The 25,922-nt window shown below is 44.3% G+C and carries 32 protein-coding genes; 17 read left to right on the forward strand and 15 right to left on the reverse strand.

Annotation, left to right across the window (positions count from 1 at the left end):
• Positions 1-9: 9 nt before the first annotated feature.
• From VDIS_RS03995 to VDIS_RS04005, 3 genes are read left to right on the forward strand one after another with little or no spacing between them, the layout of a single operon-like run.
• Positions 10-741, forward strand: coding sequence for a DUF1614 domain-containing protein (locus tag VDIS_RS03995; protein ID WP_013335925.1), 732 nt, complete (start codon positions 10-12; stop codon positions 739-741).
• 44 nt (positions 742-785) lie between these two features.
• On the forward strand, positions 786-1,469 hold the full coding sequence (locus tag VDIS_RS04000; RefSeq protein WP_013335926.1) for an HAD family hydrolase: 684 nt from the start codon (positions 786-788) through the stop codon (positions 1,467-1,469).
• A 31-nt stretch (positions 1,470-1,500) separates the two neighbouring features.
• A complete protein-coding gene (locus VDIS_RS04005; RefSeq protein ID WP_013335927.1) occupies positions 1,501-2,298 on the forward strand; it encodes a hypothetical protein in 798 nt (265 codons plus the stop codon).
• On the opposite strand, the gene VDIS_RS04010 is transcribed toward VDIS_RS04005, so the two are convergent.
• Genes VDIS_RS04010 through VDIS_RS04025 form a run of 4 tightly spaced genes read right to left on the reverse strand, consistent with a single transcriptional unit; the run spans position 2,282 to position 4,451 of the window.
• Positions 2,282-2,980 (reverse strand): PHP domain-containing protein, encoded by a 699-nt coding sequence (locus VDIS_RS04010; protein WP_216086140.1) that lies wholly within the window; start codon positions 2,978-2,980, stop codon positions 2,282-2,284. The two genes, VDIS_RS04005 and VDIS_RS04010, sit on opposite strands and share 17 nt — an antisense overlap.
• Positions 2,958-3,629: a TIGR00296 family protein gene (locus VDIS_RS04015; protein WP_013335929.1), complete on the reverse strand. Its 672-nt coding sequence runs from the start codon at positions 3,627-3,629 to the stop codon at positions 2,958-2,960. The genes VDIS_RS04010 and VDIS_RS04015 overlap by 23 nt, the downstream gene beginning before the upstream one ends.
• Positions 3,607-3,840 carry a hypothetical protein gene (locus VDIS_RS04020; RefSeq protein ID WP_013335930.1) on the reverse strand — a complete coding sequence of 78 codons (234 nt, stop codon included), beginning with the start codon at positions 3,838-3,840 and terminating at the stop codon, positions 3,607-3,609. Before VDIS_RS04020 ends, VDIS_RS04015 begins: the two co-directional genes overlap by 23 nt.
• Before the next feature lie 41 nt (positions 3,841-3,881).
• A complete protein-coding gene (locus VDIS_RS04025; protein ID WP_013335931.1) occupies positions 3,882-4,451 on the reverse strand; it encodes an ATP:cob(I)alamin adenosyltransferase in 570 nt (189 codons plus the stop codon).
• 96 nt (positions 4,452-4,547) lie between these two features.
• Between VDIS_RS04025 and VDIS_RS04030 the strand changes: the two genes are divergently transcribed.
• From VDIS_RS04030 to VDIS_RS04050, 5 genes are all read left to right on the forward strand, one after another.
• Positions 4,548-4,784, forward strand: coding sequence for a hypothetical protein (locus VDIS_RS04030; RefSeq protein WP_148678210.1), 237 nt, complete (start codon positions 4,548-4,550; stop codon positions 4,782-4,784).
• Between the two features lie 41 nt (positions 4,785-4,825).
• Positions 4,826-6,628 carry an FAD-dependent oxidoreductase gene (locus tag VDIS_RS04035; protein WP_013335933.1) on the forward strand — a complete coding sequence of 601 codons (1,803 nt, stop codon included), beginning with the start codon at positions 4,826-4,828 and terminating at the stop codon, positions 6,626-6,628.
• Complete coding sequence (locus tag VDIS_RS04040; RefSeq protein WP_013335934.1) at positions 6,628-7,797, forward strand: NAD(P)/FAD-dependent oxidoreductase; 1,170 nt, start codon at positions 6,628-6,630, stop codon at positions 7,795-7,797. The genes VDIS_RS04035 and VDIS_RS04040 overlap by 1 nt, the downstream gene beginning before the upstream one ends.
• Before the next feature lie 122 nt (positions 7,798-7,919).
• A complete protein-coding gene (locus VDIS_RS04045; RefSeq protein WP_013335935.1) occupies positions 7,920-8,351 on the forward strand; it encodes an Hsp20/alpha crystallin family protein in 432 nt (143 codons plus the stop codon).
• Between the two features lie 102 nt (positions 8,352-8,453).
• Positions 8,454-9,509, forward strand: coding sequence for a phosphate signaling complex PhoU family protein (locus VDIS_RS04050; RefSeq protein ID WP_013335936.1), 1,056 nt, complete (start codon positions 8,454-8,456; stop codon positions 9,507-9,509).
• Positions 9,510-9,520: 11 nt separating this feature from the next.
• Here VDIS_RS04050 and VDIS_RS04055 read toward each other — a convergent pair whose 3' ends face one another.
• Both VDIS_RS04055 and VDIS_RS04060 read right to left on the reverse strand, forming a co-directional pair.
• Entirely contained in the window at positions 9,521-10,120 is a 600-nt protein-coding gene (locus VDIS_RS04055; protein WP_013335937.1) for a methyltransferase, read from the reverse strand.
• Positions 10,121-10,123: 3 nt separating this feature from the next.
• The gene (locus VDIS_RS04060) at positions 10,124-10,942 is read right to left on the reverse strand and encodes an ArsR family transcriptional regulator (RefSeq protein WP_013335938.1); all 819 of its coding nucleotides are present in this window, start codon (positions 10,940-10,942) and stop codon (positions 10,124-10,126) included.
• A 54-nt stretch (positions 10,943-10,996) separates the two neighbouring features.
• On the opposite strand from VDIS_RS04060, the gene VDIS_RS04065 reads away from it, so the two are divergent.
• The gene (locus VDIS_RS04065) at positions 10,997-11,902 is read left to right on the forward strand and encodes a hypothetical protein (RefSeq protein WP_013335939.1); all 906 of its coding nucleotides are present in this window, start codon (positions 10,997-10,999) and stop codon (positions 11,900-11,902) included.
• On the opposite strand, the gene VDIS_RS04070 is transcribed toward VDIS_RS04065, so the two are convergent.
• Positions 11,903-12,256, reverse strand: coding sequence for a 30S ribosomal protein S25e (locus VDIS_RS04070; protein WP_013335940.1), 354 nt, complete (start codon positions 12,254-12,256; stop codon positions 11,903-11,905).
• Between the two features lie 123 nt (positions 12,257-12,379).
• On the opposite strand from VDIS_RS04070, the gene VDIS_RS04075 reads away from it, so the two are divergent.
• From VDIS_RS04075 to VDIS_RS04100, 6 genes are read left to right on the forward strand one after another with little or no spacing between them, the layout of a single operon-like run.
• Positions 12,380-12,961, forward strand: a complete 582-nt coding sequence (locus VDIS_RS04075) for a TATA-box-binding protein (RefSeq protein WP_013335941.1) — start codon at positions 12,380-12,382, stop codon at positions 12,959-12,961.
• A gap of 5 nt (positions 12,962-12,966) precedes the next feature.
• The gene (locus VDIS_RS04080; protein WP_013335942.1) at positions 12,967-13,674 is read left to right on the forward strand and encodes a hypothetical protein; all 708 of its coding nucleotides are present in this window, start codon (positions 12,967-12,969) and stop codon (positions 13,672-13,674) included.
• Between the two features lie 2 nt (positions 13,675-13,676).
• Entirely contained in the window at positions 13,677-14,096 is a 420-nt protein-coding gene (gene hjc, locus VDIS_RS04085) for a Holliday junction resolvase Hjc (protein ID WP_013335943.1), read from the forward strand.
• Between the two features lie 45 nt (positions 14,097-14,141).
• Entirely contained in the window at positions 14,142-14,420 is a 279-nt protein-coding gene (locus tag VDIS_RS04090) for a hypothetical protein (protein ID WP_013335944.1), read from the forward strand.
• A gap of 43 nt (positions 14,421-14,463) precedes the next feature.
• A complete protein-coding gene (locus tag VDIS_RS04095) occupies positions 14,464-15,153 on the forward strand; it encodes a metal-dependent hydrolase (RefSeq protein ID WP_013335945.1) in 690 nt (229 codons plus the stop codon).
• A 55-nt stretch (positions 15,154-15,208) separates the two neighbouring features.
• Positions 15,209-16,585, forward strand: coding sequence for a digeranylgeranylglycerophospholipid reductase (locus VDIS_RS04100; protein ID WP_013335946.1), 1,377 nt, complete (start codon positions 15,209-15,211; stop codon positions 16,583-16,585).
• On the opposite strand, the gene VDIS_RS04105 is transcribed toward VDIS_RS04100, so the two are convergent.
• The 5 genes from VDIS_RS04105 to rrp41 all read right to left on the reverse strand — a co-directional run bounded on the left by VDIS_RS04105 (position 16,571) and on the right by rrp41 (position 21,629).
• Positions 16,571-17,671, reverse strand: coding sequence for an S-methyl-5-thioribose-1-phosphate isomerase (locus VDIS_RS04105; RefSeq protein WP_013335947.1), 1,101 nt, complete (start codon positions 17,669-17,671; stop codon positions 16,571-16,573). The two genes, VDIS_RS04100 and VDIS_RS04105, sit on opposite strands and share 15 nt — an antisense overlap.
• A 49-nt stretch (positions 17,672-17,720) precedes the next feature.
• Complete coding sequence (locus VDIS_RS04110) at positions 17,721-19,184, reverse strand: carboxypeptidase M32 (RefSeq protein ID WP_013335948.1); 1,464 nt, start codon at positions 19,182-19,184, stop codon at positions 17,721-17,723.
• A gap of 25 nt (positions 19,185-19,209) precedes the next feature.
• Positions 19,210-19,866: a restriction endonuclease gene (locus VDIS_RS04115; protein WP_013335949.1), complete on the reverse strand. Its 657-nt coding sequence runs from the start codon at positions 19,864-19,866 to the stop codon at positions 19,210-19,212.
• A 105-nt stretch (positions 19,867-19,971) separates the two neighbouring features.
• On the reverse strand, positions 19,972-20,823 hold the full coding sequence (gene rrp42, locus VDIS_RS04120; RefSeq protein ID WP_013335950.1) for an exosome complex protein Rrp42: 852 nt from the start codon (positions 20,821-20,823) through the stop codon (positions 19,972-19,974).
• Positions 20,824-20,888: 65 nt separating this feature from the next.
• Positions 20,889-21,629, reverse strand: coding sequence for an exosome complex exonuclease Rrp41 (rrp41, locus tag VDIS_RS04125; RefSeq protein WP_013335951.1), 741 nt, complete (start codon positions 21,627-21,629; stop codon positions 20,889-20,891).
• Between the two features lie 64 nt (positions 21,630-21,693).
• Here rrp41 and VDIS_RS04130 point away from each other — a divergent pair, with 64 nt between their 5' ends.
• Positions 21,694-22,161: a GNAT family N-acetyltransferase gene (locus VDIS_RS04130; protein WP_013335952.1), complete on the forward strand. Its 468-nt coding sequence runs from the start codon at positions 21,694-21,696 to the stop codon at positions 22,159-22,161.
• Between the two features lies 1 nt (position 22,162).
• Here VDIS_RS04130 and VDIS_RS04135 read toward each other — a convergent pair whose 3' ends face one another.
• Positions 22,163-23,248, reverse strand: coding sequence for a hypothetical protein (locus tag VDIS_RS04135; protein ID WP_013335953.1), 1,086 nt, complete (start codon positions 23,246-23,248; stop codon positions 22,163-22,165).
• Between the two features lie 137 nt (positions 23,249-23,385).
• Here VDIS_RS04135 and VDIS_RS04140 point away from each other — a divergent pair, with 137 nt between their 5' ends.
• Entirely contained in the window at positions 23,386-24,570 is a 1,185-nt protein-coding gene (locus VDIS_RS04140) for a glycosyltransferase (RefSeq protein ID WP_013335954.1), read from the forward strand.
• Here the strand turns inward: VDIS_RS04140 and VDIS_RS04145 are convergent.
• A complete protein-coding gene (locus tag VDIS_RS04145) occupies positions 24,567-25,637 on the reverse strand; it encodes an AAA family ATPase (RefSeq protein WP_148678211.1) in 1,071 nt (356 codons plus the stop codon). The genes VDIS_RS04140 and VDIS_RS04145 overlap by 4 nt on opposite strands.
• Positions 25,609-25,881: a hypothetical protein gene (locus tag VDIS_RS04150; RefSeq protein ID WP_013335956.1), complete on the reverse strand. Its 273-nt coding sequence runs from the start codon at positions 25,879-25,881 to the stop codon at positions 25,609-25,611. The genes VDIS_RS04145 and VDIS_RS04150 overlap by 29 nt, the downstream gene beginning before the upstream one ends.
• Positions 25,882-25,922 lie beyond the last annotated feature (41 nt).

Genomic DNA, 25,922 nt, shown 5'->3' on the forward strand with positions numbered 1-25,922 from the left:
CAACAGGTAATGGCGATTAAGTATGACGTTAGGCCAAGGCTTGGCATTAGGTTTTCATTACCTGTGAATATAATAATGTTCATAGGGTTCTTGATAATTTCGCCCTTGCTTCTATTTCTATTCCTAGTCCTAATCACCATCGGCATTCAGCCATTACTTGCACTAACACTAACATTGGGTTCCCTATTGATGAGTTATATCAACGTGGTTGTTGCTGAGGTCACTTACTACGTCCCATTTAACCCATTCATGGATTTCATGAAGTTATTCCCAATGCCAATCATTATACAGAGAATTGATAAGTTATTTCTTGAGGTGAATATTGGCGGTGCTGTAATACCAATAACAATATCAATATACTTGATAAGTACGTACCTAATTCACGACGTATTAATACTAGCGTCATTCATAGTGTCGTTAATAATATCATCATTAGTAATATGGCAGAGCGCCAGGTTGATACCTGGTATTGGGATTGCGCTACCAACGGCGTTGCCAGTTCTTTTAACACTAATGTTCACCTTAATATCCACGGCAATATTCCATGCGAACCCCTTAGCCTTTTCGTATAGTCTCGGCTCATTATCAACACTACTTGGTGCGGACATTCTCAATATTAAGAAGGTTATAAGGTCGATGAGGGGTTACGTGTCAATAGGTGGTGCAGGTGTGTTTGATGGTATATACATAACGGGTCTCACATCATTAATACTGGCTTCACTTTATAAGGTCCTTCTTTAACTATGGGCAAGCTTTTAATCCCCATAAGCTAATCATTGATTGTGATGAGTTACAGGTCTGCGGATGGCAATGACGACGCCTTGCTGACTGATGGCAGGAGAATAAGGGCTGTGATATTTGACCTGGATGGTACTCTGGTGGATACCGTACCGCTGCATGCCCTGTCATGGATAGAAACGTGTAAGCGCCTTGGGCTTTCCATACCGACCATGGAGTATGTGGGCACATTAATGGGGCTTAGAGCCCTGGACATAGCCAGGAGATTGTGCGGTGAGGAAATCGCTGAAAGGGCCCTTGAGATTAAGAATGAAATATACCTATCACTGTTGAATAATGTTAAGGCCATTGATGGTGCGCCTGAGTTATTGAGGCTTCTTAAGGATAGGGGCTTCATAGTGGGTGTTGTTACGTCAAGTTCTAGGAGAGTTGCTACCAAGGTTCTTGAGGTGACGGGGCTCCATAAGTACGTAGATGCCTTAATTGCCGGGGATGATGTTAGTAGGGGTAAGCCTGACCCCGAACCATTGTTGAAAATACTTAACTTATTAGGGCTTAATGTAAATGATGTTATGGTTGTTGGTGATTCAAAGTATGATGTTGAGATGGCGTTGAATGCCGGGGTTAAGCTTGTGTTCTTCCTAGGTAATTATAGTGATCCTCGGGTAATAAGTATTAGGGGCTTGCTAGATATTATTGGGTATCTCGATCAATTCCCAATTAAGCATTAATTTTATTAATTTTTACCTAGCCTATATCGTAATGCTAACTCTACAAATTAGTGCGATTACGATTGCGGTAATCGTAATCGTAGCAACTGCGGTAATCCTTGCCTTACTATATAGGTTAGGCTACCTTGGAGGTAGGCGTGGAGATAAGGAGCGGGGTGAAACGCTTGAGCAGGTAATTCCACAATATAAGCCGGAACAGAAGGTTCAACAAGTTCAACAGCGCCAGAGGCAGGGCTTAACAACACCACAGGAAGTGAGTGCTGGGCAGGGTAGTAGAGTATTGCTTGTTGAGAGTAGGCCTGTGGAGATTAGGCCTTTGCAAAGCCCTGAAAGGCCTATCGATATTGAGAGGATTGAAAAGCTTATCAGGGGTATTGAGAATGAGTTGGTACAGGTGCTTAAGCAGACATCCGCGGATACTGTGGACATCATTATTTCGAGAATTAACGAGTTAAAGAATTACATAAATCAATTGGAGAGGCAATGCGTGGTTCAGAATCCACCATTTATTCAGATGGGCTATGTCCCATCAAGCCTTTCAGAATTTAAGGAACTATTTAGGGCATCTTTCGCGGGCCTTATGAAGGGTAATGATATAATTGAGTATACAGGGGAATTGAATGTTAATGAAGAGTTAGTGAGGTCAGTTATTAACTATAACACGGATTTCATGGTGATATATAGCGGCGGTAAATACATATATCTGATTAAGTATAATGATTATTCACTTATTTTATCAACGGAGGAGTACTTAGACTCGGTCAGTAGTGGTTTAGTTAGGTTGTTATTTAGAAGGTTCATTGATGAAGTACTTAAATCAGGGAGTTAATACCCCGTAACCTACGCTTAACGGACCAGGAAAGTCTCTTAATAATTAGTTCTGGACCAGGGTAGTGCGTGATAGCATTAACGCGATTATTAAGTAAGGCCTTAAACACAGACTCCATCGTTAAATCATCAATTTCAAACACGGTATAGGTAATACCGACAAGGTCAGGTACGTGAGCATCACTATTCGCAAGACCGGGCAGGCCAAGCTCACGCGCCGTTTTAGCAGCCATCCAGTTAAATATTGGTAATGCACCAGCATTAAATACCTCCACTGCATGCCACTTGTACCTCCTTACCTTATCGCCAATGCCATGCCTCAGCATGTCGTATGGGTGGGCAGGTACTGCAACGCAGTTATTCATGGATGCCCAATCAAGCAGTTCAGGTATTGATTTTGGCACGCTATCAGTACCTGGGTACTCCCTACATAGCACCAGTACATCACCATCAATAGTCCTAACCTCATTACCAATTATGAATATAAAGTCGTTTTTACGAAATGGGTCATTACTCTTTATGAAATCCAGAGCCTTCAGTGAGCCTTTGAACGTGTCATGATCCGTTATTGATAATATCCCTATGCCTTTATTTAAGGCGTTTATTATTACCTCCTCAGGTGTTCCCTTGCCATCGCTATATATGGTGTGCGTGTGTAAGTCAGCCCTCATTTTTATTGGCATTTTTACACCCTTTCAATTCCTCCATCAAATCCCTCTCAACGACCTCTCCGTTAGGCTCAACCTCCTTAAATATCTGCGCCTCATAAACCAGCACCGACGTATCCTCATCAAGCCAGCAATCAGGTGGTAAAAACGCCTTCATACAACCCTCATTGAGGAATGTCATAGAATCCCAGCAATACTCAACGGGAACCTGAGGCAGGAGAAGCCCTGAGTAATAACCCCTCTGTATGACAATACCGTGCCTACCAACCACAATCTTCTCAGGGTAACTCCTCGGATTACCAGGCTCGAGTAACTCAAGCGGGCTTAGTATTGACACTTCAAAGGTCACTTTATCCAACTCCTCAATACTCATGGGTTCAAACCTCGGATCCTCAACAGCAGCCGCTATGGCACTCCTAATAACGCCATTGACGGTATTATAAACCGCCTGCGGAAAACCAATACAACCCCTGAGCTCACCCCTTCTATCCTTACCCATGAAAACCTCTATAGTTGTGAAGACTCCATACTTATCCTTAAGCAACCTTGATGGCGTATCTGGCGGTGGCTGAATTACCTTGCCGCTACGTAGGTACTCCTCTACGGCCCTCCTAGCCAGTCTAACCAGGAATTTACCTTCCTCAATACTGTACGGTCTGAACATCACCACCACTCTTCTCTACTTTAGAGCTAAATAAATACACTATGCCCGTGATAACCCCTGAGAGAATTACGAGGGAGAGCATTAGAGCATCTAATGCCTTATTTGTATCGCCGATTAGGAATTGACCCTTATCCATGAAGACTGCGTAATAAATGAGTATTATGACGGTTACTATGAATAATACCGTGGCTAATACGACAGTGTACCTCATTAATCCCCAAGTCATGATGATTAAAATATAAAGGTTACTACCTATGGGAAGCCATTACCTAATAACGTTCTTATCTTATCATTAACATTCTTAAATACATGCACATTACTCAGGAATATTAAGTGGGCTATGTACTTATTTAATTGATTAAGCATGCCAATGAGTTCATTAACCTTATTAATAGGTAAATCATCATCGAGAAGCTTAACCGCGGTTCTCTCAGCCTCCCTAGCCTTAACCCTGAGTAGGTTTAGTAATGCCGTAGTCCTATCGCTGGGTATAAACCAACCCAACTCTTTGCTATCCAACTCGCATGCTTTGTTAATTACCTCCTTAACGGGCCTAAGCCAATGATCATCCCCAGTGGCCAAGTACGTATTTAATGCTGCAGTCATGGCAGCAATAACCCTAAACTCATCACTACCAATCTCCTGAAGACCCCACTCGGCTAATGCCTCGAGTTCGTCAAGCCTGCCCATGAGCTCGATGGCTGGGTGATCCTTCCTAAGTCTAACGTGCCTGCCAAATACTATTACCTCACTGAATCCACCATCTCCTGGACACCTTATTGAACCATCAATCCTCAGGCAATCGACGAACACATTAGTCATAGCAAAACATGTAATTCATCATTGAGGAAATTAATATAGGTAGTACTTAATTTAATAACAAAATAATTAACAACGGTTCAGCTGGGGTGAGTGAAAGTGAGCTTCACATGTAGCATATGTGGGAGGCACGTATCATTTTGGGAGGTGGCCTACATTGGGAACTCACTTGTGATATGTAAGAGGTGCTATCCTGATTATTACGTAAAGCATTGCCCATTAGTGAGGAGGAGATTAGCGGGTGAGTTACCGCAATCATGCAATTACTGCCTATACCGCAGTAAATGCGATGAGTACATCAAATCCTCATTGAGGAGTAGCGGTTCAATGCAGTAAAAAGACAAAATTTATAATTATACTAGGTCTATAGGTCGTGAATGAGCAAACGGCACTGGATTGCCGAGGAGCTTAATCGTGGTAATTACGGCGTCATGCGTAGTTCAAGGTATGGCGATGTGAGGGGCTTCCTATGCTGTGAGTGGTGGTGCGAGGGTTATTGGGCATCATCTGGCTATTACAACCTATGCGGTGAGAAGCCAATAATACTAAGTAGGCCCAATAGCATTCCCTCAATACTTAGGGGGCTTGCTAGCCCATCATCATTCCCAAGAAGTAGATTGTTAATATCGTTATGGCCATTAATACGTAACACCGTGCGCAACTCCCTAAATAGGTCCTCAATTAATGAATTACCGAGCGTTCCTGAAAAGGCGTCAAGAGTTAATATAAGCACTGACGTGCTCATCGTAGGTGGAGGTTTAGCGGGTCTCTCGGTGGCTAAGGAGTTGGGTAAGCTTGGTTTGAAGACCGTGATTGTCGAGGGCGAGTATAACCTTGGCGGTCATTTAATCATTGATGATAGTGAGATTAAGGATTTAGGTAAGGGCAGGGAATTCATTGATAAGTTAAGTAAGGAAGTGAGTGGTTCAACCACGGTACTTACTGGGACTATCTTTGATGGGTTCCTCGAGGACGCGGCAATCGGCCACTCCAGGGATTACTCGAAATTATACATTTTTAATTATAAATATATAGTACTTGCCCAGGGATTTAGGGAGGTACCACTTGTTTTTCCAGGTAATAATACACCGCGTATGATCACTGGGTTAACAACACTTAAGCTTATCAAGTGGTGGGGCTTTAAGCCAAGGAGGGTCCTGGTTTGGGGTAGTGATGATTGGGGGGTCAGGGTGGCTATGAACCTGGCACAACTGGGCATTGATACGTACCTTGGCGATAACTCTGTTGTTGTGAGAAGTGATCTATACAGGAGTAAGGTTGAGGCATTGGGTATCAAGACCTTCATCGGGATGAACATAGTTAATGCCAAGGATTCAAGTGATGGATTGAGACTCACGCTTGAGAATATAAGAGGCAGGAAAGCAAAGAGACAGAGGAGGGAGGAGGTTGTCGTAGACGTCTTAGTGAGCGCCGTTAGGTTGCCAGTCATTGATCTACCGGCACAACTAGGCGTGCCCATTGTCTACGCGCCTGAAATTGGCGGTCTCGTACCCAGGAGGGGCTTCACGGGAGATCTTGGGCTCGGCAATGTCTACGTTGTCGGTGACGCTGGCGGATTACTTCCAGAGACCCTAATTATTAAACAGGCTAGGATAACTGCATTGAGTATAGGTGTTAAGGAGGGTTTAGTTACGGGTGATGTACTCGATAAGGAACTAGCTGAGTTTAAGAGGGATTTAGTTACTACGAATTCCTCGTATTACAATGTAATCCTCAGATTTGAACAGGGGCTTCAGGGTAGTGGTTACTACGCCGAGCCTAACGTGATTCATGCACCCATGTGGGCGGTTGCAGGGTCTATTGAAGATGTGGAGAATGCCCTAAAAAGCGCCAATAGGCAGTACCTATGCTTCTGTGAGGATGTTACATTAAGTGATGTTTTAGGGGCGATTAAGGTGCTGATGCACGGTAAGGAGATTAAAGTTAAGGTTCTTCATGGTGAGGAGGAGGAATACAAGTCATTGAGGCTACCTGGTATGGAGAGGATAAAGAGGGTTGTTGGTCTTGGCACCGGTCCCTGCCAAGGCAAGTTCTGCCTAGTCAGTACCAACCTAATACTTAGCTTCATATACCAGAAGAAGCCCAACGAGCTTGGCTTACCCAGGATTAGGTTCCCCGAGGCGCCTATACCAATGGCCACACTCGCAGGTGGTGAGTGATGAGTGAGGGTCGTGGACTAATCTCATTAACCGCGGATGCCGTGGTGGTTGGCGCAGGTATTGTTGGGTTAGCCGTAGCCTACTACCTGGCGCGTAGGGGATTCTCCGTGGTTGTCCTTGAGAAGGATTACGTTGGTTCCGGAAGTTCAACAAGGAACGCGGGTAGGTATAGGGTTCACTTTGGAAACAAGGAGAATACAGAGTTTGCGATTAGAGCCATTAGGAAGTTGGAATCCCTCAGTGGCGAACTTGGTTGGAATGGGATATTCGAAAGGCAGGGCTATCTCTGGCTCGTTAGGCGTAAGGAGGTTCTTGAGAATTACGAAAGGCTCAATGAGGAGTTGTGGAGACCCATGGGTGTGCCCGTTCAAATACTCACGGTTGAGGAATTAAAGGATAGGTTCCCATACATTAATACTCAGGGCTTAATAGGCGCGGTTTATGGACCCCAGGATGGAGCCTTCCACCACGATTACCTAGTGATGGGTTATTACGAGAGGGCGCTCGACCTTGGGGTTAGGGTTTACGAGTATTCCGAGGTCAAGAGCATCAGCGTAGAGAATGGTAGGGTCACCAGCGTATCGAGTAGTGATGTCTTTGTGAGGACGAAGAACGTTGTATTCGCGGCCGGCGCGTGGACAGGCGATGTCATGAAGAGAACCCTTAATATTGATGTACCGATCAAGCCCGTCAGGAGGGAGATTGGGATTACAGAGCCCGTGAAACCAATAATTAACACCTACATAATAGATACTGAGACGAACCTATACCTTGGTCAAACAATGAGGGGCGAGATCCTGGGAAGCATAGAGCTTGAGGGCGGTGAAGGCTTTCTACCTTATGGAAATACGCTCACCTGGTTAACTGCGTGGGCTAGGGAAGCCGTGAGGTTAGTGCCAAGTCTCAGGAGAATAAGGGTTATGAGGGTGTGGTCTGGTTATTATGAGATGACGCCAGACCATAGCCATGTAATGGGTAGGTTGAGTACATGGCCTGAGGGTGTTTACGTACTATCGGGCTTCTCGGGTCATGGTTTCATGTTTGGCCCCTACGCCGCCGAGTTACTGGCTAATTACATAGCTAATGGTGTTATTGATCCAATAATGAAGCCGTTTTTACCTGATAGATTCGTTACGGGAAACTTAATTAAGGAGTTACTAGTTATCTAAGATCCAGACGTACCTTACCACGTCATTCTACATTTTATTTCCGTATTTATTCATGTGTGATTTATGGAGTATCATTTAATTAATGTGTTTAGGTAATTATTAATCGTAGCTAATTATTAATCATGACGATGGAGCAAAACACCACGGATATAGCAATGAGCGTGAATAAGGTGGAGGCTGGAGTAAATGAATTAATAAGTAAGTTGGCCACGGTTGTTGATCCAAGGCTAGTGACTAGGGAGCCTCCCGTGGATATCTTCGATAATGGAGACTCAATAGTAATACTGGCTGACTTGCCTGGTGTTAAAAAGGAGAGTATTAAGGTTAGGGTTGGTAGTAACTACGTGGAGATAATGGCTGAGCCACAGTCACTGCCAACAATTGGTAAGGTGGCCAGGGTGGAGAGATTGAGCAATTTCAGGATTTACAGGAAGGTGGAGCTTGGGGTTAGATTTAAGGTCGATGGTGCCAAGGCAATATATAGGGATGGTGTGCTGCAAATAATTATACCTAAATTAGGTAGTATAGCTGAGACGGAGGTTTTAATAGAATAGGTATGGGTAATAAATAGATATTTCATCTCTAAAAATCACGTTATTAATAATTATTGATTTATTAGGATAAGGTATTTATAGGGGTCTAATTATTAGGTCGTGATGTCTATAGTGAAATTTGAGCCGGAGACCAGGAGGGTTCAGTTAACAGGTGGTGCAACGTTAATCGTATCACTGCCTAAGGAGTGGACTAGGCAGGTGGATCTTAAGCCGGGTGATGAGGTCCTCGTAATACCGCAGCCAGACCTATCGCTGCTTGTTGTGCCTAAGAAAATGGTTAAGGCGCCACTCCTTGAGTCATCAATAAACGTGACACAGGACCTATCAAACATAGACCACCTCGAGAGAGTATTGCTCGCTCATTACTTATCTGGCTATGACGTATTTAGGCTTAATTTCGACCTATCAACCCTAAACCTTAAGAAGCAGGTTAAGGACATTGTCCGGAGGAAGTTAACGGGTGTTGAGATTATTGAGGAGGGTAGGAATACGCTTGTTATTCAGAACCTCGTTAATGTACCTGACATAAACATTAAGGATATAATAGTGAAGCTTGGTAAGACGGTCGTCGGCATGATTGATGACCTAAGAACACCGATAGAGAATGGCGATAAGGCAATAGCGTCGGACATCATTGAGAGGGATAATGAGGTTGATAAGTTCTACTGGCTCCTAAATAGGCAGTTGAAGAGGGTTCTCGTTAGTAAGCATGCTCTAAGCCTATCCGGTATTCAAGACCCAAGGAGTATCATTGAGTACGCAATAATTAATAAGTCGCTGGAGAGGGCGGCTGACCATGCTGTTAAGATCGCCCGTGAGATTGTGAACCTCGGTGATAAATACATCCTCATAATGCCGCAGGAGCTTAGGCAGAAGTTCAGCGAGCTCCTTAGCAAGGACTCCATGATTATGAATAACGTTGGTAAGGCAATGACGGAGAAGATAGACATGAGGGAGGTTAATTACATAATCGATACTGTTAAATACGAGATACGCTCAGCAATTGACTCGTTAGATTCGTCATTGATGAATTACAATCTAACCACGCAGGCAGCTGCATCAGCTAGGCTAATACTGGATAGCATCTATAGGATAGCCGAGTATGCATCAGACGTTGGTGAGGCATTACTGAACCTTGCGATTGAGCAGTTTGGATAATAAAAGAGGAATTAAACAGTTCTTTCAAAAACCATGGTTATTATATCCTCAAAGAAATAGTGAGTAGCCTTAATAATCGTTAACTTAAAACCGCACATACCCATGTAATGAACCACCTCATCCCAATTAGACAATGATGATTGTGTTAGGATAACGATGGAGGCGCCGTCTCGGCATACCCAATGTATTATTTGCACGGTTATTTCAATGCCGTGAGGCCCACCGAAGATCCTCCAATCCTCATGCCAATTACCCGGCAAGTAAGGAGGATTGCTAACGATAATGTCAACGTGAAACTCAGCCTTAACTGGATCTAGGAGGTTCGCAGTTACGACATCGGCATATTGATAAAGCCCATTATCGACTAGGTTCATCCTCGTACTAACCGATGCGTTAATGTCATGGTCAATGGATAAGACCCACGCAGTGCCACCCCTACTCACCACCTCCTCTAATGCCGCTAATGTTAATATGCCGGTCCCTGAGCCAACGTCGATTATACGTAATGCCTTATTACCGATATAATTACTTACAACCCAACGAAGTAGTTCGGCGGTTTGCCAGGAGTCCTCAGCAGGTGGATAAATGTTACTTAATACCTTAATCCTCATGATTTACTTAAATAGTACTATGTATATTATTACGGAGGGTATCAGTAAAAGCAATGTCTCAAAGAGTAGGGAGTACTCCATGGGCTTTCCTGAGCTTATTGAGAGTACCGTGGCGAGTATCACCAGGCTAATGAGTGGTAATAACGCCTTAAGTAGGGCGTCAATTATTGAGAGTGGGTAGGGCGGTAGCCAAGGTGTTAATAGTGCCATTATTGTTGGGTATAACGATAATGGTATTAATGACGTTAAAATACCGCTTAATAACTTAATATCCACAATCTCACTACCAAGCAGGTACTTATAAATAAACAATGCAATACCCATGTAGGCTAGTAATGAGATTATCGTTATCCCTATAGGCATTACATTCATACCCTCCACAAACACCAGTAGTAGTAATTCATAATTCTGAATAAAGGCTGTGATTAAGCCAAGTATTATAATGACCATTGAGTAAATAAGCAATGTATTTGGTCCAAGTCTATACATATTTATTGTTAATGGCCTCATTAACAATATATTGGTCAACTCCTCAGTCCTCTTACCCGAATCCTCAGTTTCCTGGTCAGAACTCACTAACCCCTCGATCTTCTCGATAATCATCCTACCCTTACTCGTTATTTTCACGTACGGACCATCCCTGATGACTAGGCCATTGGCCCTTAATATCTCGACATCATAGTAAATGGATGATACCGGGGCATTCAACACCTTTCTTAGGTCTGAGATCCTCATCGTACCCTGGTTGAGCAATAGCCTTAGTATCTGTATTCTCCTTGGCTTAAGGACTATATTGCTTATATCGTCAATATCCCTACTCATTACAGCAATACTTATAGAGTAAGTATAAAAGAGTTCTTTTCTTGGGAATATTCTGTGGCTAGTTTTGATGATTTGAAGGTTTCATTGAGCACGTACATAATGAGGAACAAACGAGTTACTTACCAGGATTTATTGAAGTGGTCGTCAAGTAATAAGGTCGGTAATACCCTACTGTACTTACTAATTAGGGAGGTGGTTCGTGAGAAGCGGTTTAAGGTATCTGGAGAGTATGTTATTGGTAGTATTAGGGTGGGTAATGGCGAGGTTAAGCTGTCAATACCAATGTACATAGAGGTGCCGGGTGAGGGCGTTAAACCATCAGTACAGGCTAAGCGGCAGGTTAGGCAGAGGCGTGTTAGGAGCTCCAGTATTCTGGAAGTATTTGGTGAAGAGAAGAGGGCTGAGGTTAAGCAATCCACGGTAGAAAGTAGTGAGAGTGAGAGAGGGGAGGTTAAGACCACGGCTTCGGAGGTTAAGCAGGAGGAGCAGCAAAAGGAGGATTTAAGGATAGCTGAGCACAGGGATGTTGAGGGTATTCATGGCGGTGATAAAGTTGAGACTGGCATTAAGGAGGAAAAGGAAGAATCAACGGGAATTGGCGCTGAGGGCGTGGTGGTTCCAACTGATTACTCCACGGTGGCTATGGAGGATTTCACCGCAATGCTTAGGAGGGCTATTGAGGAGGAGCTGCCGCAGAATAGGGAGGAGGGTTATAAGGTTGCCATAGCAATGCTAAGCTATTTACAGAGGTATTGGAGCGTTGGCGAGTTAAGGCTTAAGCTCGATATTGCCAAGCAGTTTGGTGGTGTTAATGAGGGTATTATGAGGATTGAGGACGGTGTTTTAAGGGCCCTCAGAAAACTTGGTATTGTGGAGGTCGTGGAACCTGGCGTTGTTAATAGGATTAAGGAGTTACCGAGGGATTTCATCAAGGTCAGGCTTGACTCACTATTTACGTGATTAGGCAGCCAACTGCTTAAGTCTCTCGGGTGTTGTGTATACCTCGGTCCTATGGCCCTTCGAGACCAGTACCAGCGTACCCTTACTAGCTAATGCCCTCAGTATTTGATAGGCAACGCTTATTTTCGTATTAAACCTGGTGGCTACTAGGTATGGTGTTACGTACTCCCACTTGATCACCTCCTTCTCAACATCACTAAGGAGTTTTTGATCAATGAGCGATGCCTTAACGGTTGGTCTCTCCTCAGCAACCGCTCTTTTACCCTTTGCGGCTGGTTTAGCCTGGGCCTGCTGTTGCTGCTTCTCTTGCCTCTTTGCTAATTGCGATAATGTTGGTTTCTTCTTACCACCCATATGGATCAATAGCCTTAATGCCATCCCCCTTTATAAACTATTCCTCGCAGTATAGATGGAACAGGTATTATGCCTATGATTGTGTCGGAAAGGTTTTTTAAGTGCTTTTTTAAATCATGAATAATGCCAAATCCCACTTATCGTATTGAGAACATTGTTGCCACGGTAAACCTCGGCATCGACCTAGACTTAGATAAACTCGCAGAGAGACTTCCAGCGGCTGAGTATAACCCAGAGCAATTCCCTGGCTTAATCCTGAGGTTGCAGAGACCAAAAATCTCCGCCTTAATCTTCAGGACTGGTAAGATGGTGTGCACGGGCGCTAAGAGCGAGAACGAGCTTAAGAGGGCCGTTAAGGAATTAGTTAGGTTATTAAATGAGCATGGCGCCGATGTACCACTAACGCCCGAAATACAGGTGCAGAACATAGTGGCCTCCGGTAACCTACATGCTGAGGTTGACATTGAGAAGTCAGCCCTGATGCTTGAGAACTCGATGTACGAGCCTGAGCAGTTTCCCGGCCTAATCTATAGGATGGATGACCCAAAGGTCGTCCTCCTGATATTTAGTTCGGGTAAGATAGTCTGCACAGGAGCTAAGAAAGAGCAGCAGGTCAGGGATGCGGTCTTTAAGATTCATGACATCCTTAAGGACATTGGTGCGTTATACGAGGAGGAGGGAGGTAAGGAGGAAGAGGAGCTTTGATAACCATGTTCCCAGAGGCAGTACCAATAATTGACCAGGAGGTTAGGCACGTGCCAAACCTTGTATTTACCAATAAGTTGGCAATAGAGTTGAGGGATGGCATAAACCCAGGGATCATAAGGAGGTTAGGGTCGTTAAGTAAGGAGGTCATTGGCATTACTAGGGTCAATGATGAATTCAACTCTAAGCTCCCAAATTCATTAAGTAAGTTCAATAAGGTGGTCATAATTTTAGGACCTGAGGTTGGTGAGTCATGGCTTAAGTACGTAATGAGCCTCACGAATACCATAGTCGGGTTCACACTTGATTCATTAATGAGGTTTGTAAAGATAAGGCCGGGCCTGCTTAATATACCCAATGAATTATTTATAGATCCGATAGTTAGTGGTAATGATACGGCGGTACAACCTAAGGCCCTGCCTAAGGCCGTTATTGATTGGTTAATGGATTACGTGGACTCAGGAGGTGATTTATACGTATTAGCACGTGGTGACTCTATTAATAATATAAATTTACTCATGCACTCACGACTTATTTTTACCTACAACATAAAGCTGGCCGAACTTTATAATAGCATTATTAAGGGCGGTTTTATAAGCGGTACCAAGATTAGTGTTAAGGCTGGGTGCGACTTCTGCGGTAATTCCCCAAACCCACTATGTTTATTGATATGTCCTAATGTGGACCTGATTAAGGAGATTGAGGTTGAGTAACCATGAGTCTAGCGAAGAGGAAGGGCTCAGCTCATGAAAGAGCTCTGGCGAATAAGTTATGGGACATGGGACTCGCAGTCCTTAGGGGCTGTTCATCGGGTGGTGGCGTCAGGAAGAGGTTCGTGCCGGATATCGTGGCTATAGGCCCTGGGTTTGTATTGGTGATTGAGGCTAAGTATAGGTCTGAAAGAAGTTCCATAAGGATTGAGGGTGAGAAGGTGGAGAAGTTGCTGGAGTTTGCGCGTAGGGCGAGGGGTGATGCCTACATTGCCGTGAAGTTTAAAGGCGATGAGTGGCGCTTCCTACCAATTACCGATGGGGGTGATGTGGTTGTGAAGCCTGATGATCTTAGTAATGCCTATACGCTTGAGCAATTGATTAATAAGTACATGAGTAAGTCCTTGACCGAATACTTGAAGTAACCTGGACGATTAACCTTAATAATTTCCCCAAGTGCTGGATAGTTAATGTCATCAACGATGCAGCGGGAAATAAAGTCATTAGTTGACAAAGTACTCAAAACCTTAGAGACTAAATCCCTGAGGTTCACTAGAGTTAGCGTTAAGGGTTCCGATAAGGGCTTTGAGGTAAGCATAAAGATATACCTTGAGCACCCAATGCGGTTCAATAGTATTTATGAGTTGATGAAGGCCGTGACCAGTAAGTATGGCATTGCCATGGACGAAGTATTAATATACTCACCACACTCAAGGGCCATTAGGCTATCCTTCATCATTAAGAGGTGAACTTGCGGTAAAGTTTATTTATTGCGGGACTACCTAGGAGTTAATGAGCACGCAGTCATACATTAAATGGCTTGGTCACGCAGCCTTTGAAATAATGCTAAGTGGTAAGAAAATCCTAATCGATCCTTGGATTTCCAACCCACTGTCGCCTGTGACCCTCAATGAGATAACGAGTGTCGACTACATACTCGTTACTCACGACCACTTTGATCACTTAGGTGAAACCGTCGATATTGCCAAAAAGACCAATGCAACGGTGGTTGGGGTTTTTGAGCTCGTTAATTACCTTAGTGAACAGGGCGTTAAGAATACCATAGGCATGAATGTAGGAGGTTCCGTAAAGCTAACGAGCGAAATAGAGGTTTACGTAACCCCCGCACTACATAGTTCGAGTAGGGGCGTGCCTGTGGGCTTCATAATAAAGGCCCCTGAGGCAACTATATACCACGCAGGAGATACTGGGCTATTTAGTGAAATGGACTTACTAGGTAGGTTGTTCAAGATCGATGTGGCCATGCTACCAATAGGTAGCTTATTCACGATGGATCCAAGACAAGCCGCCTATGCATTAACGATGTTAAGGCCCAAGGCCGTAATACCAATGCATTATAATACGTTCCCCGATATTAAGCAGGACCCGCAGCAGTTTAAGGAGCTTGCAGAATCTATGCTACCTGACGTTAAGGTATTTATACTGAAGCCTGGCGAGGTTTTACAATTGCCAATCAAATAATTAATTACTATTAAGCCCTTAATATTTAAAATCCCTCAAGCACTTCGTTATTGGTATGGTCAATTTCGACGTAATTGTTGTTGGCGCAGGCACGGCGGGTTCGTATGCATCCTACCTACTAGCCAAGGCGGGGCTTAATGTCGCCCTAATAGAGATGAAGAGGAGAGATAAGGTGTTTAAGACAACAGGTGACGCCATCGGCATTCATCATATCGAGAGGATGGCAATTAAGCCGCCGAGTGACGTATTCATGATTAAGTATGAGGGTGCTGAGCTGTTCAGCCCAGACTTATCGATTAAATACGTGGTGCTTGGTAGGGGTTTCGGCTTGGACATGGCTAGGTGGGCTCAGTGGTTAATAGGTGAGGCCGAGAGAGCTGGTGCGCATGTTTTCGATAATCATAAGGTTCAGGGGCCAATAATCGAGAATGGCTTCGTCTCTGGGGTTAGGGTGTTAAAACCTGATGGATCCACTGAGGAGTTTAGGGCTAAGGTCGTCATTGATGCAAGTGGCGTTGGCGCCGTCGTTAGGAGCAGGTTACCACGTGAGTGGTGGGTTTCTGAGCCATTACTCCCTGAGGACGTCTCAAATGCCTATAGAGAGATTATCCAGGTTGATTATGATATTGAGAAGCCAGAGTACATAAAGATATACCTCGACACTAACATAGCGCCGGGTGGTTACTGGTGGTTGTTCCCAAAGAGTCGGAATACGATGAACATTGGGCTTGGTCTATGGGGTAAGTTAAGTGAGGAGCAGGGGTTGAACCCTAGGCATAACTATGATAGGTACTTGGCCAATAGTCAGTACACGAGGGGCAGGAGGATAATACATGTGGGTGGTGGTATTGTACCAACGCGCAGGCCGTTACCATCGCTTGTGGCTAATGGATTCCTAGCGGCCGGTGATGCCGCGGTCACGGTAAACCCAGTACACGGTGGTGGTATAGGCCCCGCCCTGCTCTCGGCAGAGTTGGCTTCGAAGACCGTGATAGAGGCCTTTGAAAAGGGTGATTTTTCGGAGAGAGGATTGTGGAGGTACAACATTGAGTATTTAAGGGCTTATGGAATAAAGCAGGCAATGCTCGATGTGTTTAGGCTCATGCTTCAGACGCTAACTAATGATCAATTAAATAGGGGATTGAGAGCTAGGCTCCTTACCGAGGATGAGGTACTTGAGATATCTGAGAAGGGCTCGTTGGAGCTATCCTTCATTGATAAGTTGAAGGTTGGTTTACGCTTAATGAAGGTGCCTGACGTAGCGTCTAAGCTAAGGCTCGCGTTGAGGTACATGAATGAGGTCAAGAGCTTATATGAGACCTATCCAGAAGACCCCAGCGGTTTATCAAGTTGGTACAGGAGGTTAGTGAGTATGTACCGTGAATATACGGATAAACTCGGCATCTCATTGAAATGGTTAAGCAATGCCTAATACCTTGGGTATGTTCTTATCGAAGGGTGGATATATAATTCCCTTCTCCGTTATTAATGCGGTCACGTACTTTGGAGGTGTAACATCAAATACAGGGTTGAACACTGGGACACCCTCTGGGGCTATTGGCACACCCCTAATCTTCCTAACCTCATCAGGATCCCTCTCCTCAATCCTTACATCCTCAACCCTACTCTTTAAGTCAAAGGTTGATGACGGCGCTATTGCGTAAAATGGTATACCAAGTTCATGGGCGATAACGGCCTCCTTGAAAGTCCCAATCTTATTATAAACATGCCCGTCCCTAAGTATCCTATCTGCACCAACCATCACGCTATTGACCATGCCCTTATACATCACATAGCCGACGGCGGTATCCGTTATTAACGTGACCGGTATGCCATCCGCCATCAACTCGTAGACAGTTAACCTAGCGCCCTGAAGCCAGGGCCTAGTCTCTGGTGCAATGACTGATACCCTTATACCCAATGCGTGGGCAACCCTTACAGGTGCCGTAGCTGTTCCAATGCCTGTACCCGTCGCCAACCCACCGGCATTGCACTGTGTTAGTATGGTATCCCCATCACTTATCTTCTCAAGTCCATAAACCCCCATCATTAACTCAGCATTAAACTCCTCATCAAATATTGCCTTAGCCTCTCTCCTTAAGATTTCGACTAACTCCTTTACGTTCCTAGCCTCACCATTATTCACTGCATTTCTAGCCCTATTATACATTCTCTCCGTGGCCCAAAACAGATTTTGAGCAGTTGGCCTCGCTGCATTAAGGACCTCCCTAGCCCTGGCTAACTCCTTAAGAGCCTCGTCTAGCGTTGATGTGTTGCCATGGGCTATGGCTAGGACCATACCGTAGGCCGCCGTTATGCCTATCGCTGGTGCTCCACGCACGATCATCTGCCTAATTGCGTCAGCGGTTGATACTGGGTCTCTTAACTCTACGTAAACCTCCTCAAAGGGTAATTTCCTCTGATCAAGCAGTATGAGCGTGTTGTCCTCATCACGCCAGATTATTGGTCTTAACTTAGGCTTTATTTTATTTTTCAATTCCTCAATATCAATCCTCATACTCAACTGATAATAATCAACAACTTTTAAGTCTTTTTAGTATAGTCTCTTAACTCAGGTACTTCTCACGCAGGTAATTCAGCAGGTATGTTGGGTTATACGTATCATTAAACGACCTCATCAATAACTCCTTGGGCGGATATATGGCACCGTACTTACAAATCCTGTCCCTAAGGAACTCCTTAATCTCATTAAACCTCCTACCCGCGACCTTATCCCTAAGCCCAGGGAGCTTCGCATATATCATCCCAGCAATAACATTACCCAGCGTGTAGGTTGGGAAGTAACCAAAGGATCCCTGGGACCAATGAATATCCTGGAGGACACCCTCAGCATCATTCCTAGGTCTAACACCGAGATACTTATCCATAAAGTCATTCCATAATGACGGCAAGTCAGACACATCAAGTTTACCGGCTATTAACCCCTTCTCAATCTCATAACGAAGCGCTATGTGGAAATTATATGTGACTTCATCCGCATCAACCCTAATTAGACTCGGCCTAACAATGTTAAAGTACCTGTAAACGTCCTCCTCACTATAGTCCTTAAGGAATGGCAACCTCTCCCTAAGTAATGGGTATATCAAGTGCACAAACTCCCTGCTCCTACCAATAATATTCTCCCAAAACCTCGACTGACTCTCATGAACACCCATGGAGACTCCCCGACCCGCTGGTGTCATTTCTAATGAAGGGTCTATCATGAGCTCATATATTGCATGGCCACTTTCATGTATTACGGAGAACATTGTAGCCCTAAAGTCTTTTCCCTCGTACCTAGTGGTTATCCTGACGTCATTAATGGACATACTAGTCGTGAATGGGTGTGCGGACACATCCATACGGAACCTCGTGCCTACGGGCATATCCAGTATCTTAAGTAACTCCTCATTGATTGACTTCATGACATTGACATCATAAGGCACCTCCTCGAGTGGGTGCCTGCTTGGGTATTTACCTTCACTCAGTATTTTTTCGAGTATCGACTTTAGATTAGGTAGTAATGTATTGAAGACACTATCCGCATCATTTACGGTAAAGCCCTCCTCATACAAATCCAATAGGGCGTTGTACGGGTGACCCTCATAACCGAGCTTATCAGCAATAATCCTCTCTAACTCCACTATCTTTGACAAGTACGGCTTAAACTTATCAAAATTCGATTCCCGCCTAGCCTCCCTCCAGACCACGGCAGCCTTCGTTGTTGTCCTATTTAGCTCCTCAATAACCTCTGGAGGTATTGATGTGTAATACTTCAACTCCCTCTTCAAAACCCTAATAACGCCCCTCTCGAAATCCGTTAAGTCCTTAGCATCCTCATACTTACTAACCAAGTCCTTAAGCCGTAGTAAGTACTCCCTACGTATAAGTGCCAAGTATGCCAATGCCTCACCACGCGCAGACGCGGCCTCGACAGGCATGTTAACTTCCAAGTCCCACCCAAGCAGTGAATTTGCGTGATCGATAGCCCACACGAACTTATATTCTTTGAGTAACTCGTCAATCCTCATCAACCCATTAATCGAGACATTCTACTTAAGCATTTCCTCTATTGCATGAATTAATTAATAGGGAGACAAGGTTATATAATCGAATGGCGGTCTTCAACTTATTTAGTGATAAATTGCCAAGCCCCAATTCTTTCCTAACGTCGCTTATTAACGAACCACAATTATCCGCATTAACCCCCAACCTTTCACACACGCAACTCCAATCATTGCAGCTCATCACAGCGTTCATTATATCCCTGACCTTACCATCGCATGACTTTATGGCCAATGTAAACACGGTGTTTATTAAATCACCAACCGCTTCATAAAGCACATTTTCAATAACAGTCCTTAACTCATCAATTGTTAAAACAACGGCCTCCTCAAGATTTATCACAGAAACTCCCAATTCATCAGCCAAGGCCCTACTTGAGTCATTACTGAAGCCCCTGGCTACGATGAGCGGCTTCGCATTTAATACCTTGGCATTAACGTATGCCTGCCTAATGGCACTCACATCAACCTTACCTGACTTAACCTCAATGGCATACTTATTGCCAGAACTATCCTCAGCCACTATGTCGACTTCACCAACCTCAACCCCATTAACCGTGACCTTAACCCTCCTACTAATAACCTTAAGCCCAAGCCTACTCAGTAGCTCAGCCACGTAATCCTCAAACTTAATACCTACATTGGCCACTGCAATTAACAGCGCGCAAACCCTTTAATTAATTTTGATACTTATTACTTTTAGTGATGATGGTTTGCAGCCCTGAATAATGAAGAAACCGCTGAGGACTGACAATTATAACTTGAGATCCGTTTGCGGGTTTGCCATGGCATTCATTATCAAATTCCTAAGCTTCACGTACTGATTAACCGAATTACTAATAATATTGTTTATCTCATCCTTCGTGAAGGCGCCCGTGACCTTCTGAATAGCCACAACATTACCACCAGCAATACCCGTTATATAAACGCCATCTGATAAGTCTTCCTCCTCACGGGTTGGATCAACGAGTAGGAAGTTCCCTATCTTAACGTAGGTTATTGTTAATGGTAACTTATCAGTATTGAGCCTAAGGGGCGACCTAGCGCTTCTATCTATCTTCAATATATTACCTGCAGGGTCAAGCTCCACCTTCGGCAGTGCCGTATTCATTAATGCGGCCACGGCAGCTATTGTTGATGCATCCACAAGGTTACCATCGTGGTTAAGCACGTATATGTCAACCCATAGGAACCAGGCATGCTTGCCCGTGACTATCGATAATGACTTAAAGTCGAGAAAGCCACTATGCCTTATCGCCCTATCTACAACCCTGGCTATCTCAATGGCATTCTCATCAGGTGGCCCCGGCTCAATATCTGGGGATGCGGTTGGCGCTATTTCTAAGTTCACGATTAGTGCGCCTTCATCTGGTGTGTCTTCAAAGGGCTTCCCAACCTCAACCTTAACGCCAGCCATTACCTTGGTATTGCCGAGGGATACCAGGGAACTACCATCAGCCGTTTTCACCACGTTAACCCTAATGCTTAGTTCTCTATAATCATTCAACCCCCTATTATCAATCCTAACCCCCTGCTCAATCATTTTCTTCATAACGTCCTGCTTAAGCTTTGGAATAACGCCTCTTTCCTGGGTTACGCTCAGCATTTAGAGGACTATTGCTTAAGCCCTTTTAACTTTATTTGCCATAGCAATTAATAGTAAGTTTGAGGTTATACAATGAGTGACATCGACGGTTCAACATACCTACTCTTAAGCGTCTCCTTCTCCAACCTATATATCTGCTCAGCAGCCTTAAAGGCTAAATCAAGCGCCTGGTTAACCTCAGTCGGCGTCCACTCACCATCAGCCTGCATTAACGTTATTAATCCACGGCCATACATTATGGCCAAGGGCATGTCGCCCTCACCGTACTGATCCTCAAGCTGGTTAAGGTCAACGACTATAGTCCCAGAAACCTTACCTATTGAAACGCCAACAAGTAGGTCCCTCATTGGTATACCTGCGTCTGCCAACGCCAATGAGGCGGCCGTTATACCCGTGACCCTAGTACTACCATCAGCTTGGAGAACCTCAATGTAAACATCAATCGTGGTTCTCGGAAACCTCTCGAGTATGACCACAGGCTCCAGTGCCGTTCTAATTACCTTGGAAATCTCAATCTCCCTCCTGGATGGTGTCGGGCTCTTCCTACCCTCAGATGTGCTGAATGGGGCCATGTGATACCTAACCCTAAGTATGGCCTTGTCTGGCAATTCAAGGTGCTTCTGTGGTACCTCCCTCGGTCCATAAACCGCAGCAAGTATTACGGTATTGCCATAGGCAACCAATGCACTACCCTCAGCATTCTTAATCACGCCAACCTCCATCCTAACAGGCCTGTGCTCATTCGGCAATCTACCATCACTCCTCTTACCATTAACGAGCAACGGCACTGGAGGTTGCTTACCCATTATGTCGATTATTAAATTTTGGTATAAAAGCATTTTTAAGGGTGGGCTTCTTTAGCTACTTAGTATGGTCACGATTAGGGAGGCTCGGGAAAGCGACGTGGATGCACTGGTTGATCTTGTTGTCAGGTTAAAAAGGCTCAATAGTGAGTTTGACCCGTTATTTAGTGCTAGGAATGACTGTGCAGAGCGCGCCAGGGAGTACTTAATTAATGCATTGCGTGATAATAAGAATCACCTAGTACTTGTTGCTGAGGATATGGGGAAAATAGTCGGTGTGTTGAAGGCGGATATTAGGGAGCGACTATTCTACTCACCAAGTATCGAGGGCGCCATTGTGGACTTCTACGTGATGCCTGAGTACAGACGTAAGGGGTTGGGTAGGATGATGCTCGAGAGAGCTATAGCAATGCTCCGTGAGAGGGGTGCTCAGTTAATAACGGCTGAGTTCCCGACTCAGAATCAAATAGCCGTGAATTTCTACAATAAGATGGGGTTCAGGTCGCTCGTAAGTATTTACGCTAGGGAAACCTAATCTAAGGTAGGTCAAAAACCCTCGCAATCCAATCACCCATTTTATTACCAACCATCACGTAAACCTTTATCCTGGGGCATTCATCCACTATGACTATGGGCACAATAATAATACTAAACATTAGGTTATTGGCTTTGATTACTTTCGTTGCCATGGGTTCAAGCTTATCCACGGTTTCCCTAGCCCTAGGCGCATAATTATTATTGGTGGTTATGATATCGCCTACTAACGCGCCAATGGGTTTACCACCCTGAATTATCAATGCATAGTCATTGCTCGGTTGAGTATTGATTAGGCTTAGGTTTATCGTAATGTCAACATCGCTGAGAAGGCTCATTAGGTGGAAACCCTTGTTACTCACTAAGTAATTGAATATTGTGACTATCTGATTTAATACGCAGCCCTTAGGTAAGTCGATTACAGCAAAGCAACCGCCACTCCTCAGGTAATTACCCAAGGCCTTTGAATATTGAAGGCATTTAAACTCATCACTACCCGTTATAATTTCCAGTAAATTGCTCGTGTAATTGATCTCATCCCTCCTCGTGAGGCCCAGGAGCTTTATCGCCTCATTTATCGGTAATCCCTCAGCTAACCTCTCAATGACCTCCTTCAGTACGCAATTCCTAATGGCTATCTTATACAATAAATTAGGTAATTCCTGACCACCATTAATCACTGCCTTACCCAATTCCTCGGCCTCTCTCGTTAATTTACCCTGCTTCCAAAGACCCAATGCAGATAGTGTTGGTATGATAACCCTATAATTCGATCTACTAAGTCCGTGGGAGTCCAAGTACTTCATTATGCCCTCCATGTCATCACCCTGCCTATTCCTTATAAGGAACGCGATTATGTCCAGTAGCTTGGCGACTGGTAATCTAATGTACCAGCCCCTTAGGGTACATGGGCTTGACTTAAGGGTATCATCGTTCTCCCTAATTGTTAGTAAATCCCTAACCTCGGTACTTAATGAATTTATGAGTTCATTAATGGACTTGGCCTTAAGAATACGCGTCACTCCGTCACCTTCAATAATCACTTGATACTCATCACTCTCCTGAATGATCTTAATGCTTAAATCCACAGCCTATCAATGTCTCGCCACTATTTAAAGCACTCATTCTAACCATAGCTGTAATATCCGCTGCCATATCAGCATGTCACAGTACCTGTTACTGTGAGTAAAAATGCTTTTAATGCCTGAGTTTAGATATTCGTAGTATGACAGTTGATGCGGTCATGATATTAGAAATACTAATAATAATAGGTACATCATTATGGGCAATACAATACGGGGTTTCAAGGAGGGTCCATGCATATGAGAAGCCTTCATTAAAGAATGCGCAGGTTGAGAATTTACCAAAGGTCTCAATAGTATTACCTGTTTATAAAGAGAGGAGGCAAAGCATTGAAAAGACGCTTGATAGCATATTATCTCAAAACTACCCAAAGAATCTCCTTGAGGTTTTAATAGTTGTTGATAAGGATGATACGCAGACCCTTAATGAGGCATTAAAGGCTGCGGAGAGGTTTCTAAGCTCACTTAATATTAAGATGGTGATTAATGAGAATGCTGGGCGTAGGCTTAAGGCCATAGCGATGAATACGGCAATGAAACATGCGGGGGGCTTAATAATCGGCTTTTATGATGCTGACGACGTATTCCCAAGTGACCAGGTCCTCAATGCGGTTCTGTTAATGATGGAGAGGAATTACGCAGCCGTGGGCACTAGGGTGTATAGGTTTAGGAGTAGTGTGCTCGGTGGCCTGATGTACCTGGAGTCAATAGTTTGGTATAACGCGATAATACCATTCCTCAGGTCCACGGTTAAGATAACGCCTTTATCCGGTGAGGGGCTCTTCATAAGGAAGGATCTTGTTGACTCAATACCACAGAGTATGGCTGAGGATGCGTTACTATCGCTAAAGCTTTCCAGCCGTGGGTACTCAGTGGGTCTCCTTGACTCCTACGTGTATGAATTGGCGCCCGTGAATATAATCAGCTTCATAAGGCAAAGGATCAGGTGGAATAAGGGTTACGCCCAGAACTTCGTTTTAATATTTAAACAGGGCATTCAATTAAGTTATGCGTTTAGGGTATTGGCGCTATACGTATTAATAGCACTACCTTCGGCATTATTGCTAATATCCATTATTGGTTTCATTGCCGTCGCATACATGGCAGTGATAGTTAAGGTATTCACGCTAGGATCCCTTTATCAGTTGATGCTTGCTATGATGATATCAGAGGTTGTGGTTCTATACCTAATGCGTGATTTCATAAATGAGAGTATGAACATGGGGAGGGCAATCATCTTACTACCGGCATATTGGCTATTGCTTGGTACAGTAACAATAACGTCACCATTAATGCCAGTTAATAATTGGTTGAAGACTGCCCGTTAAATATTCACAACACTCACATTACCAGTTGGCGCCACCTTACTACTCATCACAACCTGATACCCAACCTTCCTAGCCATCCTATCGATTATATCGACTAAGGCATTCAACTCATCATACGTAAGGCCAAGATCAACGCTATCAATGAGTAATACTGAACCTGGTGGAGTGAGTATTAACTGAACAAGTATTGGCAGTAAAGACCTCATTTTTAAACCGGCGTGAAACATGGGAACCCACTTACCGTTCACTTTAATATACCCTGAAATCCTCTTCGGAGCCGTGAACCCCGCCTTAATACCCTCTATGCCAAGCTCATTTACTAACCCCATCAACTCGTTGTAGATACCCTCATACTCAGGCCTCGTTTGTATCACGGAGAGCTGATGCACTGTATACTGCCCATCAGACCCCACGGAATTACTTGGTAAATCCACGGTTGTCTCATAATCCCTCTTCCACCAACAAACCCTGCCCTCACCAAGGTAGTAAAACTTATTCTTGAGCATATTCCTTAGGATGAAGGCCAGGGAATAAGCCTTTTTCGACACGTCCCCATCACATGTTATGAAGGCATCCTCATGCATCACATGCGTCGGCGCCATACAAAGCCTGGCATTTACTGGATATCTCACGAAACCCTCATTACCAACCTTCTCAACCACAGCCACCAACTCATTATTTAGGTACAATTCCTGACGAACCCAGTAATCACTAAGCCTAAAACTATAGTGGTAACCAATGACCGAGCCCCTACTTAACTCAAGGCCCGTACTACGTCCAAGGCTCTCCCCATCCTCATCAACTTCATAATAAACACCAATCGTTATAGTCTCACTGGGGTCGAGCCCATAGGCTAGGTCCTCAGGTTCATGAATAATTAATAGGTTTCCTTCAAGGACAAGCCACTCCTCACCCCTACTCTGCATTAATAGGGCTAGGGCCTCCATAAAGCTCGTCTTGCCTGACCCGCTACGGCCAACAATTACGGTATTACCGTTAAGGTCTATGGTTAGCCCCCTACCTAAGCCCTTGAATCCCTTAATCACCGCCCTTACGAGTCTCGTCATCCTCATCAACCAATGCATAGGCTATTATTAATATTCCGCTGACATTACCAAGACTCACATTACTAATGTTAATACCCACCTGCCTAATATTACGCGACCCAGCAATATTACTCAACTCACTCAGTGCCTTGCTTAATGATTCATCGAGCCTGTTCAACGCCACGTCAAACTCAACACCCCTAACTAACTGGCCAACACTTACATTGAGTGGTATGAATTTCCTAACATGCACTATCTTAGTCATTAAAATTTACTGCCTGTATAAGGTAAAATACCTTTCCACCT

The organism is Vulcanisaeta distributa DSM 14429 (assembly GCF_000148385.1).
In the GTDB taxonomy this organism is placed as follows: Archaea; Thermoproteota; Thermoprotei; order Thermoproteales; family Thermocladiaceae; genus Vulcanisaeta; species Vulcanisaeta distributa.

Bases quoted from the DNA above. Each gene is read 5' to 3' on its own strand.
- VDIS_RS04015 (WP_013335929.1), bottom strand. From the start codon at position 3,629: ATGTTCAGACCGTACAGTATTGAGGAAGGTAAATTCCTGGTTAGACTG.
- VDIS_RS04050 (WP_013335936.1), top strand. From the start codon at position 8,454: ATGTCTATAGTGAAATTTGAGCCGGAGACCAGGAGGGTTCAGTTAACA.
- VDIS_RS04025 (WP_013335931.1), bottom strand. From the start codon at position 4,451: ATGACTAATGTGTTCGTCGATTGCCTGAGGATTGATGGTTCAATAAGG.
- VDIS_RS04055 (WP_013335937.1), bottom strand. From the start codon at position 10,120: ATGAGGATTAAGGTATTAAGTAACATTTATCCACCTGCTGAGGACTCC.
- VDIS_RS04005 (WP_013335927.1), top strand. From the start codon at position 1,501: ATGCTAACTCTACAAATTAGTGCGATTACGATTGCGGTAATCGTAATC.
- VDIS_RS04105 (WP_013335947.1), bottom strand. From the start codon at position 17,671: ATGAGGATTGATATTGAGGAATTGAAAAATAAAATAAAGCCTAAGTTA.
- VDIS_RS04020 (WP_013335930.1), bottom strand. From the start codon at position 3,840: ATGAGGTACACTGTCGTATTAGCCACGGTATTATTCATAGTAACCGTC.
- rrp42 (WP_013335950.1), bottom strand. From the start codon at position 20,823: ATGCTGAGCGTAACCCAGGAAAGAGGCGTTATTCCAAAGCTTAAGCAG.
- VDIS_RS04095 (WP_013335945.1), top strand. From the start codon at position 14,464: ATGAGCACGCAGTCATACATTAAATGGCTTGGTCACGCAGCCTTTGAA.
- VDIS_RS04090 (WP_013335944.1), top strand. From the start codon at position 14,142: ATGTCATCAACGATGCAGCGGGAAATAAAGTCATTAGTTGACAAAGTA.
- VDIS_RS04000 (WP_013335926.1), top strand. From the start codon at position 786: ATGAGTTACAGGTCTGCGGATGGCAATGACGACGCCTTGCTGACTGAT.
- rrp41 (WP_013335951.1), bottom strand. From the start codon at position 21,629: ATGGGTAAGCAACCTCCAGTGCCGTTGCTCGTTAATGGTAAGAGGAGT.
- VDIS_RS04060 (WP_013335938.1), bottom strand. From the start codon at position 10,942: ATGAGTAGGGATATTGACGATATAAGCAATATAGTCCTTAAGCCAAGG.
- VDIS_RS04100 (WP_013335946.1), top strand. From the start codon at position 15,209: ATGGTCAATTTCGACGTAATTGTTGTTGGCGCAGGCACGGCGGGTTCG.
- VDIS_RS04045 (WP_013335935.1), top strand. From the start codon at position 7,920: ATGACGATGGAGCAAAACACCACGGATATAGCAATGAGCGTGAATAAG.
- VDIS_RS04080 (WP_013335942.1), top strand. From the start codon at position 12,967: ATGTTCCCAGAGGCAGTACCAATAATTGACCAGGAGGTTAGGCACGTG.
- VDIS_RS04150 (WP_013335956.1), bottom strand. From the start codon at position 25,881: ATGACTAAGATAGTGCATGTTAGGAAATTCATACCACTCAATGTAAGT.
- VDIS_RS04035 (WP_013335933.1), top strand. From the start codon at position 4,826: ATGAGCAAACGGCACTGGATTGCCGAGGAGCTTAATCGTGGTAATTAC.
- VDIS_RS04145 (WP_148678211.1), bottom strand. From the start codon at position 25,637: ATGACGAGACTCGTAAGGGCGGTGATTAAGGGATTCAAGGGCTTAGGT.
- VDIS_RS04110 (WP_013335948.1), bottom strand. From the start codon at position 19,184: ATGAGGATTGACGAGTTACTCAAAGAATATAAGTTCGTGTGGGCTATC.
- VDIS_RS04070 (WP_013335940.1), bottom strand. From the start codon at position 12,256: ATGGGTGGTAAGAAGAAACCAACATTATCGCAATTAGCAAAGAGGCAA.
- VDIS_RS03995 (WP_013335925.1), top strand. From the start codon at position 10: ATGGCGATTAAGTATGACGTTAGGCCAAGGCTTGGCATTAGGTTTTCA.
- VDIS_RS04010 (WP_216086140.1), bottom strand. From the start codon at position 2,980: ATGCCAATAAAAATGAGGGCTGACTTACACACGCACACCATATATAGC.
- VDIS_RS04075 (WP_013335941.1), top strand. From the start codon at position 12,380: ATGCCAAATCCCACTTATCGTATTGAGAACATTGTTGCCACGGTAAAC.
- VDIS_RS04040 (WP_013335934.1), top strand. From the start codon at position 6,628: ATGAGTGAGGGTCGTGGACTAATCTCATTAACCGCGGATGCCGTGGTG.
- VDIS_RS04140 (WP_013335954.1), top strand. From the start codon at position 23,386: ATGACAGTTGATGCGGTCATGATATTAGAAATACTAATAATAATAGGT.
- hjc (WP_013335943.1), top strand. From the start codon at position 13,677: ATGAGTCTAGCGAAGAGGAAGGGCTCAGCTCATGAAAGAGCTCTGGCG.
- VDIS_RS04130 (WP_013335952.1), top strand. From the start codon at position 21,694: ATGGTCACGATTAGGGAGGCTCGGGAAAGCGACGTGGATGCACTGGTT.